Genomic DNA, 13,961 nt, shown 5'->3' on the forward strand with positions numbered 1-13,961 from the left:
GGCTTCGTGGTTGTCCGCGGGGCGGACGGTTTGGCGGTCGTGGTTGTCCGCGGGGCGGACGGCTTGGTGGTTGCGGTTGTCCGCGGCGCGGACGGCTTGGTGGTTGCGGTTGTCCGCGGCGCGGAACTTTCAACGCTCGACGGAACCTGCGTGGTTGTCCGCGGGGCGGACGGTTTGGTGGTTGCGGTTGTCCGCGGAGAGGTCTTCGGAGCAGACGTTGCAGTTGAAGGCTTCGGCTTCGTGGTTGTCCGCGGGGCGGAACTTTCAGCACTCGACGGAGCAGACGTAGTTGTCCGCGGCGCGGACGGCTTCGACTTCGGAGTAGACGTCGAACTAGGCGCTACACTCGGCGCCACGCTCGGCGCCGAACTCGACGGCGTGGCCTCAGCCTCAGCCGCGGACACTGTCACAGCGACAGTAACCGTCTCGGTGGACTGGTCCGGGTAGGTGACCAAAACCGGGACGTCGTGGCGCCCGGCTTTTGTCCCGGCGGGCGGGGTTACGGTGAGGGATCCATCGGCGGACACGGTGACCCAATCTTGTGTGTGGGCGTCGCGGGCGAAGCTGATGTCGTCAGGCGCGGGACGACCTGTGGGCGCGAGTGTGGGTGCCGGCGCCGTGGTGCGCTTCCCTGCTTCGACGGTGATTGGCTGCCATTCCGGCTGGTAGTCCTCGGCGATTGGTTTGGCGCTGACTGCGAATTGTGCGGAGTCCACAATTTGGGACTCGAGCATCAAGCGCCCCTGGAAGGTGGCGCCGTCGGGGGTGTCATCGGGGACGGTGAAGGTGCAGGTGTTGAGGTTGTCGTCGTTGCAGGCGCCGACGATTTCGCCTCGCGCGTTGGTCCACTCGATGTCGGCGGACTGGCCAAGTGCGGAAACCATTTCTACGAAGGGGTGCACGTCGGCCCCAGGCGCGGCGCGGTGCAGGCCGGTGGAGGCGCTGAGGTGGAGGCGGGGGTCGGAGGCGTCGGGGACGAGGGCGAAGTGGACGCCGTCGGCGGCGAAGATGCCTTCCGCGCGGTACTGGGCTGCGGGGAGTACGGAGTGTTCGCCGGCGGGGCCAAACATCGGCACGGACCATCCCGAGTACGCCGGGAGCACCTGCTGCGTTGGCCCGGAGTGCTTCGAGCCTGCGACGACGAAGCCGTACAGCGAGTCTTCGGTTACGCGTCCGCTGAATCGCACGGTGTAGTGGCCGTGCTCGACCTTTGCCATCACGGTTTCAGCGATCGCTTCGGGGTGTTCGCGCAGGTATGCCGCCTGTGCGCGGGAAAGCTCGGCAGGGTCTGCGACGTCGCCGGTGGCCTCCCTCAGCTTTTCGACGCCCTCTTCGCTCAAGCGGTTCATCACCACGTAGTGGCCGTCGCCATTTTGGCCTTCGGTTTTGCGTGGGAATCCGTCTTCCTGGTTGATGCTGGACCAGTACACCGCGCCGGAGACTGAGTACTGCGGCCGATCTGCGGCAGGGCCTTGCTCGTCGAGTTTCCACTCAGCGCGCGGGCGGGCGAACGCAAAGGGGGCGTCGGCGGTGGCGGGTTGTTCGGCGGCGTAGATGTGGGCGTGCGTCAGTGCGGAGCCTTCGATGACTTTGGCGCCGAGTAGTTCGTCGGTGTCGGGGCTCATGAATCCGACACCGGAGCCTGGTCCCTGACGCAGCGTGACCAGGGTGTTGCCGGCAGGGCCTTGTTGGTTGGGGCGCAGCCACAGCTTGTAGCGGGTCCGCTTGCCTCCAGATTCCGGGGCGAAGCGGTGCAGGGTGCCTTCGGAGTCAACCCAGTCGAGGTTGTCGAAGACGAAGTAGCCTTCTCCCGGAGGGGTGCCGTCGGCAAGTGTGTGGGTGCTCGCAGTAAACACTGGTGACGCCGGGGACGTGTTGTCCATCCACTGCAGGTAGACGGTGTAGCCGTTTCCGAGTCCCTGCTGTTGCGCATTCAGCGAGTAGGCGTCCGTGGCCAGCACTGCGCGGCCCTGCACGACTCCCTGCACCTGCTGCTGCTCGATCTGCTCCAGCGAGGTGACGCGGCCGGCGGCAATGGCGTCATTTGCAGATTGTGCCTGCTCGACAGCGGGGTGCGGGTCCGCCGCGAGAACGGGCACGTCGTTAAGCACGAGTGAGCAGATGATGGTTCCGGCGATCAGCGCACGTCGACGGACGGCGCGGGACGCTCCAAAGTTTCGCATGAGGGGTGTCCTTTCGGAGGCAATAAAATCGCCCTGATGCTACTTCAAAGTTTCCCGAAAACACGCATCCTAATTAGCCCGACAAAAACATATGAAACACGGTAGACAATTACCCTGCCTGCACGTTTACGAGCTGTCACACCGTAGCCCATTCAGTACATTTTCAGCACCTGGCCACAAACAGGCGCCGCACACTAACGAAACTTCAAGGTCACAAAAGCATCCACCACGCACTCACGCGGCGGATGTCTCACAAAGAATATAGACCGTAAATGGCGTGGTGATTTCCACCACACTCGGCGCTGAGGGGCTACGCCTCGTCGGTCGACAGCGCCGCCACGAATGCCTCCTGCGGCACGGTGACCGAGCCGATCGCCTTCATACGCTTCTTGCCGGCCTTCTGCTTCTCCAGCAGCTTGCGCTTACGCGAAATATCGCCGCCGTAGCACTTGGACAACACGTCCTTACGCAGCGCACGGATGTTTTCGCGCGAGATGATCTTCGAGCCAATCGCCGCCTGCACGGGGACCTCGAACTGCTGGCGTGGGATGAGCTCCTTGAGCTTCTTGGTCATCTTGTTGCCGTACCACTGCGCGGAGTCCTTGTGCACGATCGCGGAGAACGCGTCCACAGGGTCGCCCTGCAGCAGGATGTCCACCTTGACCAGGTCCGCTTCCTGCTCGCCGGCGTCCTCGTAGTTCAGGGAGGCGTAGCCCTTGGTGCGGGACTTCAACATATCGAAGAAGTCGAAGATGATCTCGCCGAGTGGCATGTAGTAGCGCAGCTCGACGCGGTCCTCCGAGAGGTACTCCATGTTCTTCATGGTGCCGCGCTTCGACTGGCACAGCTCCATCGTGGTGCCGACGAACTCCTGCGGGACGATGATCGTCATGTTGACGATCGGCTCGTACACCGCCTGCAGCTTGCCTCCCGGCCAGTCGGATGGGTTGTGCACCATCTGCTCTGAGCCGTCCTCGGCGATCACGCGGTAGGTGACCGACGGCGCGGTGGAAATCAGGTCCAGGTCGAACTCGCGCTCGAGGCGGTCGCGGGTGATCTCCATGTGGAGCAGCCCCAGGAAGCCGCAGCGAAAACCGAAGCCCAGCGCCACGGAGGTCTCTGGCTCCCAGGTCAGGGAGGCGTCGTTAAGCTGCAGCTTCTCCAGCGACTCGCGCAGCGCCGGGAAGTCCTCCTGCGAGACCGGGAACAGGCCCGAGTACACCATCGGCTTGACCTCTTCGAAGCCGTCGAGTGGCTCCTCTGCGCCCTTGTTAGCCCAGGTCACGGTGTCGCCGACGCGGGTTTCGCGCACATCCTTCACGCCGGTAATCAGGTAGCCGACCTCGCCGGGGCCGAGCCCCTTTGTCTTCTTCATGGTTGGAGAGACCACGCCGATCTCGAGGATCTCGTGGCGCACGCCGGTATTCATCATCTGCACCTGCTGGTTCGGCAGCAGCTTGCCGTCCATCATGCGGATGTAAGTAACGACGCCCCGGTACGTGTCGTAGACGGAGTCGAAGATCAAGGCGCGGGCCGGCGCATCGGCGTCGAACTCTGACGATGGTGCCGGGATTAGTTCGACGACCTTATCCAGAAGCTCCGGGACGCCCTCACCTGTCTTGCCGGACACGCGCAGCACGTCTTCCGGCTCGCAGCCGATAATGTTGGCGATCTCCAGCGCGTATTTCTCCGGGTCGGCTGCCGGTAGGTCGATTTTGTTGAGGACCGGGATGATTTCCAGGTCATTGTCCATGGCCATGTACAGATTCGCGAGGGTTTGGGCTTCGATGCCCTGGGCGGCGTCGACAAGCAAGATTGCGCCCTCACACGCCTCGAGTGCGCGCGAGACCTCGTAGGAGAAGTCGACGTGGCCCGGCGTGTCAATCATCTGCAGGACCATCTCCTGGCCCTCGTACTCGCCGGAGCGGGGCGTCCATGGCAGGCGGACGTTCTGGGCCTTAATAGTAATGCCGCGCTCGCGCTCAATATCCATATTGTCCAGGTACTGATCACGCATCTCACGGGCCTCGACGACATCAGACAGCTGCAAAATGCGGTCCGCGAGCGTGGATTTTCCGTGGTCAATGTGGGCAATAATGCAGAAGTTTCGGATCCGCTCCGGGTCGGTGAACGTGGTTTCCGCGAAATTTCGTTTTTGGGCAGCCATAATTGTGCCACTCTACCTCGCAGTGCCCCATTTCGAAACACAACCTTGCCCAGGCCAGGCAAAACACTTAAAGTTTGCACCATGGTTTTCTGGCGCAAGCTTCAACAGCAACGACGTGCCTCCCTCGAGGAGGGGCTCGCGCTGCTCAACGAGCGCCTCGGGCTCACCCCCGGCACCAAGACCCGCACCACCGCCACGCGTATCGACGTCCAACCTACGGAACAGCACGCCCGGAACCTGTATTACGGTCCGGACATGGATGGCAACGCCGAGCCTGGCGAGGTCGTGTGGGCGCTCGTGCCGTCGACTCCCCCGGAGGAACGCGCGATGCTCGTCGTCGGACGCGACCACCACGATGTTCTTGCCCTGCTCATCCACTGCGGCGAGGAGCCGGTGTCGGACCCTGCGTCTGCCACTGAGGAGTGGCTCGGCATCGGCACTGGGGACTGGGACGCCTCCGGCCAACCCGGCTGGCTGCGCCTGGACCTGCTGCTTGTCGTGCCGGAGGCAAGTATCCACCGGCGAGGCGCCACCCTCCCCGCCCGGCGCTTCGATCGCGTGGCGAACCGGCTGCGCGACACGTACCACTGGACCTAGTAAGCCTGCCACTTGCCCCGTTTCTCGTGGTGGGGTATCTTAGTCGAGTTGTTTGTATCCGGTTTCGGGTGCGTGATCTACGCGGGCAGGACCTTGGGTTCGCGTCAAGTTCAAAGCATTACGCAGTAACAGCCCGTTGCCGAATCTTCGACATTGCAATCGATACCAACTTATTTAAGAGGTGCACATTATGGCTAACATCAAGCAGCAGAAGAAGCGCGTTCTCACCAACGAGAAGCGTCGCGTTCGCAACAAGTCCGTCCGTTCCGCTGTCCGCACGGAGATCCGTAAGTTCCGTGAGGCTGTTGAGTCCGGCGACAAGGCTGCCGCTGAGAAGCAGCTCCGTTTCGCTTCCCGCAAGCTGGACAAGGCTGTGTCCAAGGGCGTGTTCCACCGCAACAACGCGGCGAACAAGAAGTCGAACATGGCTCGCGCTCTGAACAAGATGGCCTAAGCTTTTCGCGCATAGCAATCCTGTGCCCCGGCTCCGTCCGGTGCGCAGGATTTTTTGCATTCGTAACATTGCTGGATCTGCTCTACGATACTGAATTTGTGAAGAACTATCGTCGTGCGCTTTGCGCAGCAGTAACAGCTACAACTCTGACGTTGGGCGCCGTAGCGGTGGCCCCTGAGCAGTCCGCCGTCACCCCTACCGCTCAGGCGCAGCAGATGCCTGACTTGCGTCAGCTCCAGAAGATGTTGAACCCGCAAAACATTCGGTTGGACCGGCTGGCGCTGCTCGTCGGCCTTGTCGCGGCCATTGTGATTTTGGGCCCGGTCACCGGCACGATCGGCTCCTCGCACGAGCCGGGCCGCCGCGGTTCCCAGGAGCGCCGCACCGTCAACGCTGATGGCCTGTCGCGCTCCTACAATGTGGTGTTGCCTTCGGGCTATGAGGAAGGAAAGTCCTACCCCGTCATCATCGGCTACGGCGGGTGGCAGCACACCGCCGACCAGATGCAGGGCTACGCCCACCTCGAGTCCGCTGCTGCGGGCCGCGCCATCGTCGTCTACGCCGAGGGCGAGTCCCAGGCTTGGGCGGGTGCACCGTACGCACGTACGTCGACGCGCGAGGACATTGCATACACCCGCGCGATTATCGACGACCTCGTCGAGAACTTCGGCGCCGACCGCAACCGCGTGAGCGCCGTCGGACTTTCCAACGGCGGTGGCATGGTGGCCTCGCTCGCCTGCCACGCCCCTGAGCTTGTCAACGGTATCGCCTCTGTGGCGGGCGCCTATTACAACCCGACCGTCGAGGGCTGCAAGAGCGGTTCCGTGCCGACGCTCATCATGCACGGCACCAACGACAACGTCGTCGGCTACGACGGCGGTAACCGCCACGGCAAGCCGTTCCGTTCCGTCAACGACGTGTTCAACCTGTTCATGGACAAGAACGGCTGCATCGCGGGCTCCGCCACCGAGACCCGCCTGGGCAACGTCACCACGTTGAGCCCTGCCTGTGGCGCTCGAACTGAGCTGCAGCGCGTCGAAGGTGGCGGCCACACGTGGTTCACGGATCCATCTGCAAGTACCGCCACCGTGGACTTCCTGCTCAGCCTGCGCTAAGCAGACCACGCACCACGAGGAGCGCGCCAACAACGCAGAAGAAGCCGCCGGAGCCCATATCGATTGCGGGCCCGGCGGCTAGTAATTTGCGCCGCACCCGGTTCGTAGACACCACCTGCGTGAGCACGCCGAACAGGATGAACGAGCTGGCCCACAGCGACAGGATCACCACAATCTGCGTTGCCCACGACGGACTGGCTGGCAGCAGTGGCGCAATCATGGCGGACAACGCCAGCACGATTTTCGGGTTCGCCAGGTTGGTGGACAGCCCCCGAACAAAGCTCGTGCGCAGGCTACCGAGCCGCTGCTCTGCTTCCTCGAGGGAAAGCGGTGGGTTGCGCCGGTCGTGCCAACCCTGGCGCACCGCATTGATGCCCATCCATACCAGGTACGCTCCACCGATCACCTGCACTACCTGCAGCGCGCGCGGCATGGCGGTCAATAGCGCCGCCGCACCGAACACGGTCAGCGAGCACCACCACAGCACACCGAGCTGGATTCCGCACGTCGTTGCCCACGCGTGCGGCCGCGAGCGCGTCGCGGTACGGGTCACCAGGATGACGTCGGGCCCAGGCGCGGCTGCACCAACCAAGTTCAGACCGACAATGACCGCGAGATCTGCCGGCGCGATCACCGCTGCGTGCCCTGAAGCAGGTCGATGAGGTCCTCACGGCCGAACATGCTCGCTGTATCGATGGCGTTTGGGGTGCCGATGGTGGCGTCGGCACCCGCGTTGATAAGTGCACGGGCGATGTCGTCTTCCTTCTTGAAGATCGTCCCTGCCAGCGGGCTTTGCCCGCGCGCGTTCAGGGCGTTGACATCCGCGCCGCGCGCGATGAGCCCTTCGGTCAGGGCGAGGTGCCCGGAGTAGCTGGCGAGCATCAACAACGAGTTTCCGTCCTGGTTCGCCAGATTGACGTCGACGCCCTGGTCAACGTAATCGAGCAGGGTTGCCTCGCCGCCACGCGCCATCTGAAAGAGGCGGGTGGCGAAGGCTTGAACGTCTTCGGGGATCTCGTTTGGTTGCTGCGTCATAGTTTTCCTACGCTATCACGCGAGTTGGGCAATCCTGCGGACTGCTTCTTCCACCGCGTACTCCGGCTCCCCACCATTGCCCTTCACCGTAGACTCCAGCTCAGCGACGATGATGACGGCTTGCGACACCGCATCACCCGACCACTGGCGCGCAACGTTCATGGTCTTCTTCACCACAAACGGGTGCATCCCGACCGTCCGCGCGAGCTGGTCCGGGTTGCCGCGCACCCCATACAGCTTGGCGATGTCCCCGACCTTGTGCGCAAGCGCCGCCGCGATCGCCACCGGACTCGTGCCCAGCTGCAGTGCCCGGCGCGTGGAGGCGAGCGCGCGGTCGGCGCGCCCGGCGATGGCCTGCTCCGCGATGTCGAAGCCCGCGACTTCCGCCACGCCCGTGTAGTAGTTGCGCACAGCGTTTACGTCGACTTCCCCGTCGGTGTCCGCCACGAGCTGGCTCACCGCACTGGCGAGTTCCCGCAGGTCAGAGCCGACGGATTCGAGCAGCGCAGCGACAGTGTCCGGGGTTGGGCGCTGCCCGTAGCGCCTAAACTCCTGGGTGAGCCACGAGTGCCGGTCGCGGTCGCGCAGCGGGTTCGCGCGGTGGACCTCGGCAATTTTTTCGAACTTCTTCACATAGGCTTTTTGACGCCCACCTCCGGAGTGCTCGATGATCAGCGTCATACCGGGCGCCGGGTCCACGCAGGCGCGCAGCAGGATCTCGAGCGGTTCCTTGCCTGCCAGCTCGGTGTTCTTGATCAGCACGATGCGTTCCTCGGCGAACAGTGACGGGCTGGTCGCCATGGCCAGCTCGCCTTCGGTGACGTCGCCTGCGCGTAGGGTGGTGCGCTCCGCAGCTGGGCTGAGCTGGGCAATGATGGCTTTGGTGGCGCGTTCGGCGAGGAACTCGTCTTCCCCGAGGACCAGGTGCACTGGGTTGAGCATGCTTCTTAGCGTAGCTGTTGCCTCCCATCTGCGTAGAGGACGGGCACTGCTCCCCGGTTGGGGAAGATGACGGGGATGCCGTCCGGGGTTGCTGCCGGGCGCTTGGGTGCGCTGCCTTCCTCGAGTACCACGACGAGCTCGGTGCCTGACGGGATGGGAAGGATGTCGTCTTTGGTGGCCACGACGTGGCTGCGGAGCGTCGCGGGATCCACAACGGCGCCTCGTGGCCACGCGATACAAACGCTTGCTACCACCGCGCAGGTCAGGCACAGCGCCAGTGTCCGGCGGCGCCACGGCACAAGCAACAGCACGGCGACCACCCACCCGTAGCCGATGAGCACCGTCACCGGGTTCGCAGCAACTGTGGCGGCGGGCAGCGCCGCTCCATGTTCAGCCACAGCGTGGACCCACCAGGTCAGCGGGGAGATCACCCACAGCACGATCGACTCAAGACCTCCCGGTAGTACCGCCAGCACCACCGCGCACAGCCCAAGCACCGTCACCAGGGGCGTGACGGGGGCCACCAGCACGTTCGCGCCAACAGAGACCAGCGAGACCTGGCCCGCCATCGCGGCCACGAGCGGCATCGTCGCAACGTCTGCGGCGATGGCGACCGCTACGGCGCGTACGAGGATGTCCGGCAACGCCGTCGGTGCGAGCGCCCTGTAGAACAGCGGGAAGAGCACCACGATGCCGACGGTCGCAGCCACCGACAGCGCAAACCCGTAGTGCAGCGCCAGGTCGGTATCGAAGAAAATGAGCGCAATCACCGCCAGGCACAACGCGTGAATGACCTCCGTCTGGCTCGATGAGACGACCGCGACGAGCCCCACCAACCCCATCACCGATGCCCGCAGCACGCTCGGCTCCGGCCCAACGAGCAAGGCGAACACCGCCAACGCAGCACCCGCTGCAACGAGCCTGCCATAGAGCCCGATGCGCAGCGCTGCAGCTACTACCACGGCGAACGTCGTCACAATGGCAACGTTCGAACCCGATACCGCCGAGAGGTGCGATAGCCCGGTAGCGATGTACGCCTGCTGCTCCGACGCCCCCTGCATCGAGGTATCGCCCAGCACCATGCCCGGGATGAGGCCCTGCGAGTGTTCCCCGACGTGCTCGCGCACCGCATCGGCGAACGTTGCCCGCACGTGCTGCGCCCACCCGGATGCACCCGTCGGCCCGTTCAACGGCTCGACCGTGCCATTGACCGCCCACGGGTTCACGCCCGCCCGCGAGGACTCCGACACAGTGCCGTCCACCCGCACCGTCGCACCACTGACCACCCCATCGGGGACACCACCGCGGACAAACACCGGCAGCTCCGCGCCACCGCTCCCGGCGCGCACACGTACCAGCATCCCGCCAGAGTCAAGCTCCTTTGGGGCAGCGGTCACGGTGGCCTCCACCGGCAGGCGCAGCGTTCCCGCCCGCGCCACCGTGATGCGGACCCAGGCCACCACGACGGTCGCCACACCACCGGAACCGACCAGCACCGCCTGGCCCACCGCACGCGCACACCCGCACAGCACTACCGCCGCGGCGACTACAGCGAACCCCGCCCACGGCGCGAGGGCAACAGTCACGATCGTCGCTATCCAGACGCACAGCGCCGTGGGCACCAGCCGAAGCTCCTGCACCGCTTACAGCCCCACCAGCGGCGCAATCGCCTCAAACTTCGCAGGGCCGATCCCCTTGACCTGCATCAGATCCTCGACCTTCTGGAACGGGCCGTTCGCCTCCCTGTGCGCGATAATCGCCGCCGCGGTCGCCTCCCCAACCCCGGGCAGCGTGACCAGCTCCGCGGCCGACGCCCCGTTGAGTGAAAGCTGGCCGCTCGCCCCCGCAGGTGCGCCATCCCCAGTCGGTGCGGCGGGCCCTTCACCGATTGCGACGACGTGGAGCTGTTGGCCGTCGACAAGCACTTGAGCGAGGTTCAACTGCAGCAAGTCCGCGTGGTCGAGCGGCTGCGCAATATCCAGCGCATCCGCCACGCGGGAACCCTGGTTCAGCGTCACCAGCCCAGGATTTGCCACCTCCCCCACCACCGCAACCACCACGCGCTCCGGCACATCGGTCGCAGTAGCAACGTTCTCCCAAACAGGCGCATCCTCCTCCGCAACGTCCGGGCCGCGGACCTGCACCACCGCCCACAGCACCAGTAGGCTCATCACAACCCCCATCACCGTGGCCGCCGGCTTCACCGGAACGTGCACGCGAGGAGTCGGGTACTTCACCTGCAGCAGCGCCTCCTCACCAGTCGGGCGCGTAAGCTCTTGAATCCGTTCACTGACCTGCATAACCACAGGCTAAAACCGGCGTTCTCGCCCCAACAGACCAAGCAAACCCGCTGTGGACAACCCCCAAACCGCACACCCCGTGCAGGCTACTTCTCCACAGCCGCAGCCAACCCCCTTGACAGCGCCGCTACGTGCGCGAACCAAACACGACCGACAGCCCGATCGCGCCGGGCCCGGTGTGCGCAGCAAGCACATCGACCATTGGCTCCACCAGCACCCGCGAGTGCCGCGGCAGCACCTCATCAAGCATGCCCGCCAGCTGCTGCGCGGACTCTTCCGCGTCCGCATGCTGCACCGCAGCAAACACCGGCTGGGAATCCGCACGCTCCAAAACAAGCTCCGTGAGCTTGGAAAACGCCTTCGTCTGGGTGCGAGTCTTGCCTGCTAACTCGAGCTTGCCGTTGTGCATCCGCAGAATCGGCTTCGTTGCCAGCAACGCCGCCGACAACACCGCAGTCCCCGTGGAAATCCTGCCAGACTTGCGCAACCAGTCCAGCTGGTGCAGGTAGCACCACGTCTCCGAGCGCTTCAACGTGGACGACGCCATCGCTTCTACCTCGTCGAGGCTCGCGCCCTCACGCGCCACGGTGGCCGCCGCCATCGCTGCCGCTCCGACCGCCATGCCGACGGTACTGGTGTCGAGCACCCGCACGGTCCCCGGGAACACCCCCGATGCAGAGACCGCCGCGGACCAGGTGGAAGAAAAGTGCTTCGACAGGTGTAGGGCTACCACGCCATCGTCCCCAGAGCGCTCGATCTGGCGCCCGTACGCGGCGGCGAGCTCGACTGCGGACAGCCCGCTCGTCGACACCTCGTCGTCCTCAGACTGTTCCATGACGTGCAGCGGGAGCACCGTAATGTCGAGCTCACTGGCAATATCAGCTGGCAAACCCGCCGAGGAATCAATAACAACCCGTACCGCCATCTAGACCGTCAACCCCTGGTTCCACGCCTCGAGGTACCACTGCACGCCAGTGTCCGGCTCGCCGTAGCGCGGCAACGCCTGCAGCTGCGCAAAGTTCGCGTTACGCAGGCTCTTCATCATCGGGTACTGCGAAATCTCCAGGTCCAGCAGGCTCGACGTCAGCGCCGCGATCGTACCTCCGTGGGCGACAAGCAGCACCGCCGCGTCATCCCACTCGTCGAAGTGCTCCATCAACTCGTCAACAACCGGGCGTGCCCGTTGCGCGACGTCAATCCGGCTCTCGCCTTCCGGCGGCGCCCACGTTGGGGTATTGCGCCAGTGGGCGCGAACGCTGCCGTCGGCACCATCGACCTCGGCGTGTGTCTTGCCCTGCCACTGCCCGAGGTGCGTCTCGCGCAGGCGCGCATCATACGTCACCGGCAGCTCGAGGTGCTCCGCAACGATCTGCGCCGTGACTGCAGCCCTGCTCAGGTCCGAAGCCACAATCTTGGCGACACCCATTTCCGTCAACACCGGCGCAATGTTGCGCGCCTGCTGCCTCCCCTCTTCCGACAACTCCGTGTCGAGTTGCCCCTGCATCCTCGACGTGGCGTTATACGTGGTTTGGCCGTGTCGCAGCAAGATGAGTCGTCGCGCCATGGTGTTAGAACTCGTCCTCGTCCTCAGGGGCATCGCCTGCCAACGGAAGGTCTTCAATCTGCTGCGCCGAACGCACACTCTCGCCGTCCGCAAACGCACCCGGGCGTTCGTAGGCTGGCAAGCCCTCCACGCTAATTGCCGGGCAGTCTGCGTACAGGCGGTCCAGGCCGTAGAAATCGCGCTCCGGGCTGCGCTGCACGTGCACCACGATGTTGCCGTAGTCCAGCAACACCCAGCGGTTTTCGCGAACGCCCTCGCGGCGCTTCGGCTCGAAGCCGGCGTCGGTCATGTCGTCCTCAATCTCCTGGACGATCGCGTTTACCTTGCGTTCGTTGTCCGCGGAGACAATCACAAAAATATCGGTAATGCCGATCACGTTCGACACATCGATGACGCCGATGTTCTCGCCGAGCTTTTCGTCGGCGGCCTTCGCGGCGATCGCGGCCTGATCAAGAGAGATCTGCAGAGCAGTCAAGTACTCAGTCCTTCGTCAGTAATGAAAAATAGCAGTAACGCGCCTATTGTCCCACGCTAAGGGCGCTGTTCGCCACTTGAACGATATAGGTCGTTTTTCGCAATGTACTGCACCACGCCATCTGGCACCAGGTACCACACCGGGCGGCCTTCTTTGGCGCGCTCGCGGCACCCCGTGGACGAGATCGCCATCGCAGGAATCTCAATCAAATGCACCTGCTCCTGCACGTCTTCGGGCAGGAAGGATTCGCTCAGCTCGTAGCCGGGGCGCGTCACGCCGACAAACTGCGCCAGGTCAAACATCAGGTCCCAGTCGCGCCACGACATTATCGACGCCAACGCATCCGCGCCCGTGATAAAGAACAGTTCCGCCTGCGGCAACAGGGCGCGCAAATCCCGCAGCGTGTCCAGGGTGTAGGTCGGCCCCTCTCTGTCAATGTCTACCCGAGAGACCGAGAACCTCGGATTCGAGGCAGTCGCGATGACCGTCATGAGGTAGCGATCTTCAGAGTCGGTGATCTGCCGATCCGCCTTCTGCCAGGACTGACCCGTCGGCACAAACACGACCTCGTCAAGGTCAAAACGGTCGGCGACCTCGCTCGCGGCCACGAGGTGGCCGTTGTGGATCGGGTCGAAAGTACCGCCCATGACGCCCACTCGTCGGGCGTCGCGCAATGATGCTGCTACGGCCTCTGCCACGTGCTTACCCGATCCAGACGTTCGCCTGCTCGAAAGCGAGCCAGAACGCTGTAAGCCCCACGCCAACAATTGAGCCAAGCACAATGAGCAGGATGCCCCACCACGGCAACTTCTCCTTGCCTTCTGCGGATGAATCTGGGCGCTGCTTCTTCGATGACATCGAGCTGGCGTTGAGGTCTTCACACACCGGCTTGCCATGCTCGTCAAGCACTGGGATGCGCTGCCCGTTGGCGTCGACAAGTACGTTGCCCTTGCCATCCGTCCGGAACTGGCACTTCTGCGACTGGATGTATACCCCGCGTGACGGCGTCGGCACCGCCACGCCTGCTTCAGTCTCCTGAGCCTGCGCAACCGACACCCCACTGGTCAACAGCGTCGCTGTTACAAGAGCGCTACACGCTGCCCGCTTCCACGAAACCATGACTGTGTCC

Annotated in this window: 15 protein-coding genes; 3 read left to right on the forward strand and 12 right to left on the reverse strand. The window is 64.1% G+C overall.

Annotated features, from left to right (window positions below; translation table 11 throughout):
* Both HMPREF3170_RS05590 and lepA read right to left on the reverse strand, forming a co-directional pair.
* The coding region (locus HMPREF3170_RS05590) for a Rib/alpha-like domain-containing protein (protein WP_141742219.1) at window positions 1-2,183 on the reverse strand (2,183 nt) is incomplete at its 3' end.
* Between the two features lie 310 nt (window positions 2,184-2,493).
* Window positions 2,494-4,350: a translation elongation factor 4 gene (gene lepA, locus HMPREF3170_RS05595; protein ID WP_070362058.1), complete on the reverse strand. Its 1,857-nt coding sequence runs from the start codon at window positions 4,348-4,350 to the stop codon at window positions 2,494-2,496.
* 81 nt (window positions 4,351-4,431) lie between these two features.
* Here lepA and HMPREF3170_RS05600 point away from each other — a divergent pair, with 81 nt between their 5' ends.
* From HMPREF3170_RS05600 to HMPREF3170_RS05610, 3 genes are all read left to right on the forward strand, one after another.
* Window positions 4,432-4,947 carry a type II toxin-antitoxin system PemK/MazF family toxin gene (locus tag HMPREF3170_RS05600; RefSeq protein ID WP_070362057.1) on the forward strand — a complete coding sequence of 172 codons (516 nt, stop codon included), beginning with the start codon at window positions 4,432-4,434 and terminating at the stop codon, window positions 4,945-4,947.
* A 190-nt stretch (window positions 4,948-5,137) separates the two neighbouring features.
* Window positions 5,138-5,401: a 30S ribosomal protein S20 gene (gene rpsT / locus HMPREF3170_RS05605; protein ID WP_070362056.1), complete on the forward strand. Its 264-nt coding sequence runs from the start codon at window positions 5,138-5,140 to the stop codon at window positions 5,399-5,401.
* 98 nt (window positions 5,402-5,499) lie between these two features.
* Complete coding sequence (locus HMPREF3170_RS05610; RefSeq protein ID WP_141742220.1) at window positions 5,500-6,516, forward strand: CE1 family esterase; 1,017 nt, start codon at window positions 5,500-5,502, stop codon at window positions 6,514-6,516.
* On the opposite strand, the gene HMPREF3170_RS05615 is transcribed toward HMPREF3170_RS05610, so the two are convergent.
* The 10 genes from HMPREF3170_RS05615 to HMPREF3170_RS05660 form a co-directional block, all read right to left on the reverse strand.
* Window positions 6,503-7,147, reverse strand: a complete 645-nt coding sequence (locus HMPREF3170_RS05615) for a LysE family translocator (RefSeq protein ID WP_070478479.1) — start codon at window positions 7,145-7,147, stop codon at window positions 6,503-6,505. The two genes, HMPREF3170_RS05610 and HMPREF3170_RS05615, sit on opposite strands and share 14 nt — an antisense overlap.
* A complete protein-coding gene (locus tag HMPREF3170_RS05620; protein ID WP_070478382.1) occupies window positions 7,147-7,551 on the reverse strand; it encodes an ankyrin repeat domain-containing protein in 405 nt (134 codons plus the stop codon). The genes HMPREF3170_RS05615 and HMPREF3170_RS05620 overlap by 1 nt, the downstream gene beginning before the upstream one ends.
* A 15-nt stretch (window positions 7,552-7,566) precedes the next feature.
* Entirely contained in the window at window positions 7,567-8,493 is a 927-nt protein-coding gene (holA, locus tag HMPREF3170_RS05625) for a DNA polymerase III subunit delta (protein ID WP_070362053.1), read from the reverse strand.
* A gap of 5 nt (window positions 8,494-8,498) precedes the next feature.
* Entirely contained in the window at window positions 8,499-10,133 is a 1,635-nt protein-coding gene (locus tag HMPREF3170_RS05630) for a ComEC/Rec2 family competence protein (protein ID WP_070478384.1), read from the reverse strand.
* A gap of 3 nt (window positions 10,134-10,136) precedes the next feature.
* The gene (locus tag HMPREF3170_RS05635) at window positions 10,137-10,793 is read right to left on the reverse strand and encodes a ComEA family DNA-binding protein (protein ID WP_070478385.1); all 657 of its coding nucleotides are present in this window, start codon (window positions 10,791-10,793) and stop codon (window positions 10,137-10,139) included.
* Window positions 10,794-10,920: 127 nt separating this feature from the next.
* On the reverse strand, window positions 10,921-11,718 hold the full coding sequence (locus HMPREF3170_RS05640) for a DegV family protein (RefSeq protein ID WP_070478387.1): 798 nt from the start codon (window positions 11,716-11,718) through the stop codon (window positions 10,921-10,923).
* Entirely contained in the window at window positions 11,719-12,357 is a 639-nt protein-coding gene (locus tag HMPREF3170_RS05645; protein ID WP_070478388.1) for a histidine phosphatase family protein, read from the reverse strand. It lies immediately after the preceding gene.
* Between the two features lie 4 nt (window positions 12,358-12,361).
* Window positions 12,362-12,832: a ribosome silencing factor gene (rsfS, locus tag HMPREF3170_RS05650; RefSeq protein WP_070478390.1), complete on the reverse strand. Its 471-nt coding sequence runs from the start codon at window positions 12,830-12,832 to the stop codon at window positions 12,362-12,364.
* 56 nt (window positions 12,833-12,888) lie between these two features.
* Complete coding sequence (nadD, locus tag HMPREF3170_RS05655; protein ID WP_371327490.1) at window positions 12,889-13,530, reverse strand: nicotinate-nucleotide adenylyltransferase; 642 nt, start codon at window positions 13,528-13,530, stop codon at window positions 12,889-12,891.
* A 4-nt stretch (window positions 13,531-13,534) separates the two neighbouring features.
* The gene (locus HMPREF3170_RS05660; RefSeq protein ID WP_070362046.1) at window positions 13,535-13,951 is read right to left on the reverse strand and encodes a hypothetical protein; all 417 of its coding nucleotides are present in this window, start codon (window positions 13,949-13,951) and stop codon (window positions 13,535-13,537) included.
* Between the last annotated feature and the right edge of the window lie 10 nt (window positions 13,952-13,961).

Source organism: Corynebacterium sp. HMSC08D02, assembly GCF_001807505.1.
GTDB lineage: Bacteria > Actinomycetota > Actinomycetes > Mycobacteriales > Mycobacteriaceae > Corynebacterium > Corynebacterium pseudogenitalium.

Excerpts from the sequence above, each read along its gene's own strand:
- rpsT (WP_070362056.1), top strand. The coding sequence starts at position 5,138 with ATGGCTAACATCAAGCAGCAGAAGAAGCGCGTTCTCACCAACGAGAAG.
- HMPREF3170_RS05600 (WP_070362057.1), top strand. The coding sequence starts at position 4,432 with ATGGTTTTCTGGCGCAAGCTTCAACAGCAACGACGTGCCTCCCTCGAG.
- holA (WP_070362053.1), bottom strand. The coding sequence starts at position 8,493 with ATGCTCAACCCAGTGCACCTGGTCCTCGGGGAAGACGAGTTCCTCGCC.
- HMPREF3170_RS05645 (WP_070478388.1), bottom strand. The coding sequence starts at position 12,357 with ATGGCGCGACGACTCATCTTGCTGCGACACGGCCAAACCACGTATAAC.
- HMPREF3170_RS05635 (WP_070478385.1), bottom strand. The coding sequence starts at position 10,793 with ATGCAGGTCAGTGAACGGATTCAAGAGCTTACGCGCCCGACTGGTGAG.
- HMPREF3170_RS05640 (WP_070478387.1), bottom strand. The coding sequence starts at position 11,718 with ATGGCGGTACGGGTTGTTATTGATTCCTCGGCGGGTTTGCCAGCTGAT.
- HMPREF3170_RS05660 (WP_070362046.1), bottom strand. The coding sequence starts at position 13,951 with ATGGTTTCGTGGAAGCGGGCAGCGTGTAGCGCTCTTGTAACAGCGACG.
- HMPREF3170_RS05620 (WP_070478382.1), bottom strand. The coding sequence starts at position 7,551 with ATGACGCAGCAACCAAACGAGATCCCCGAAGACGTTCAAGCCTTCGCC.
- lepA (WP_070362058.1), bottom strand. The coding sequence starts at position 4,350 with ATGGCTGCCCAAAAACGAAATTTCGCGGAAACCACGTTCACCGACCCG.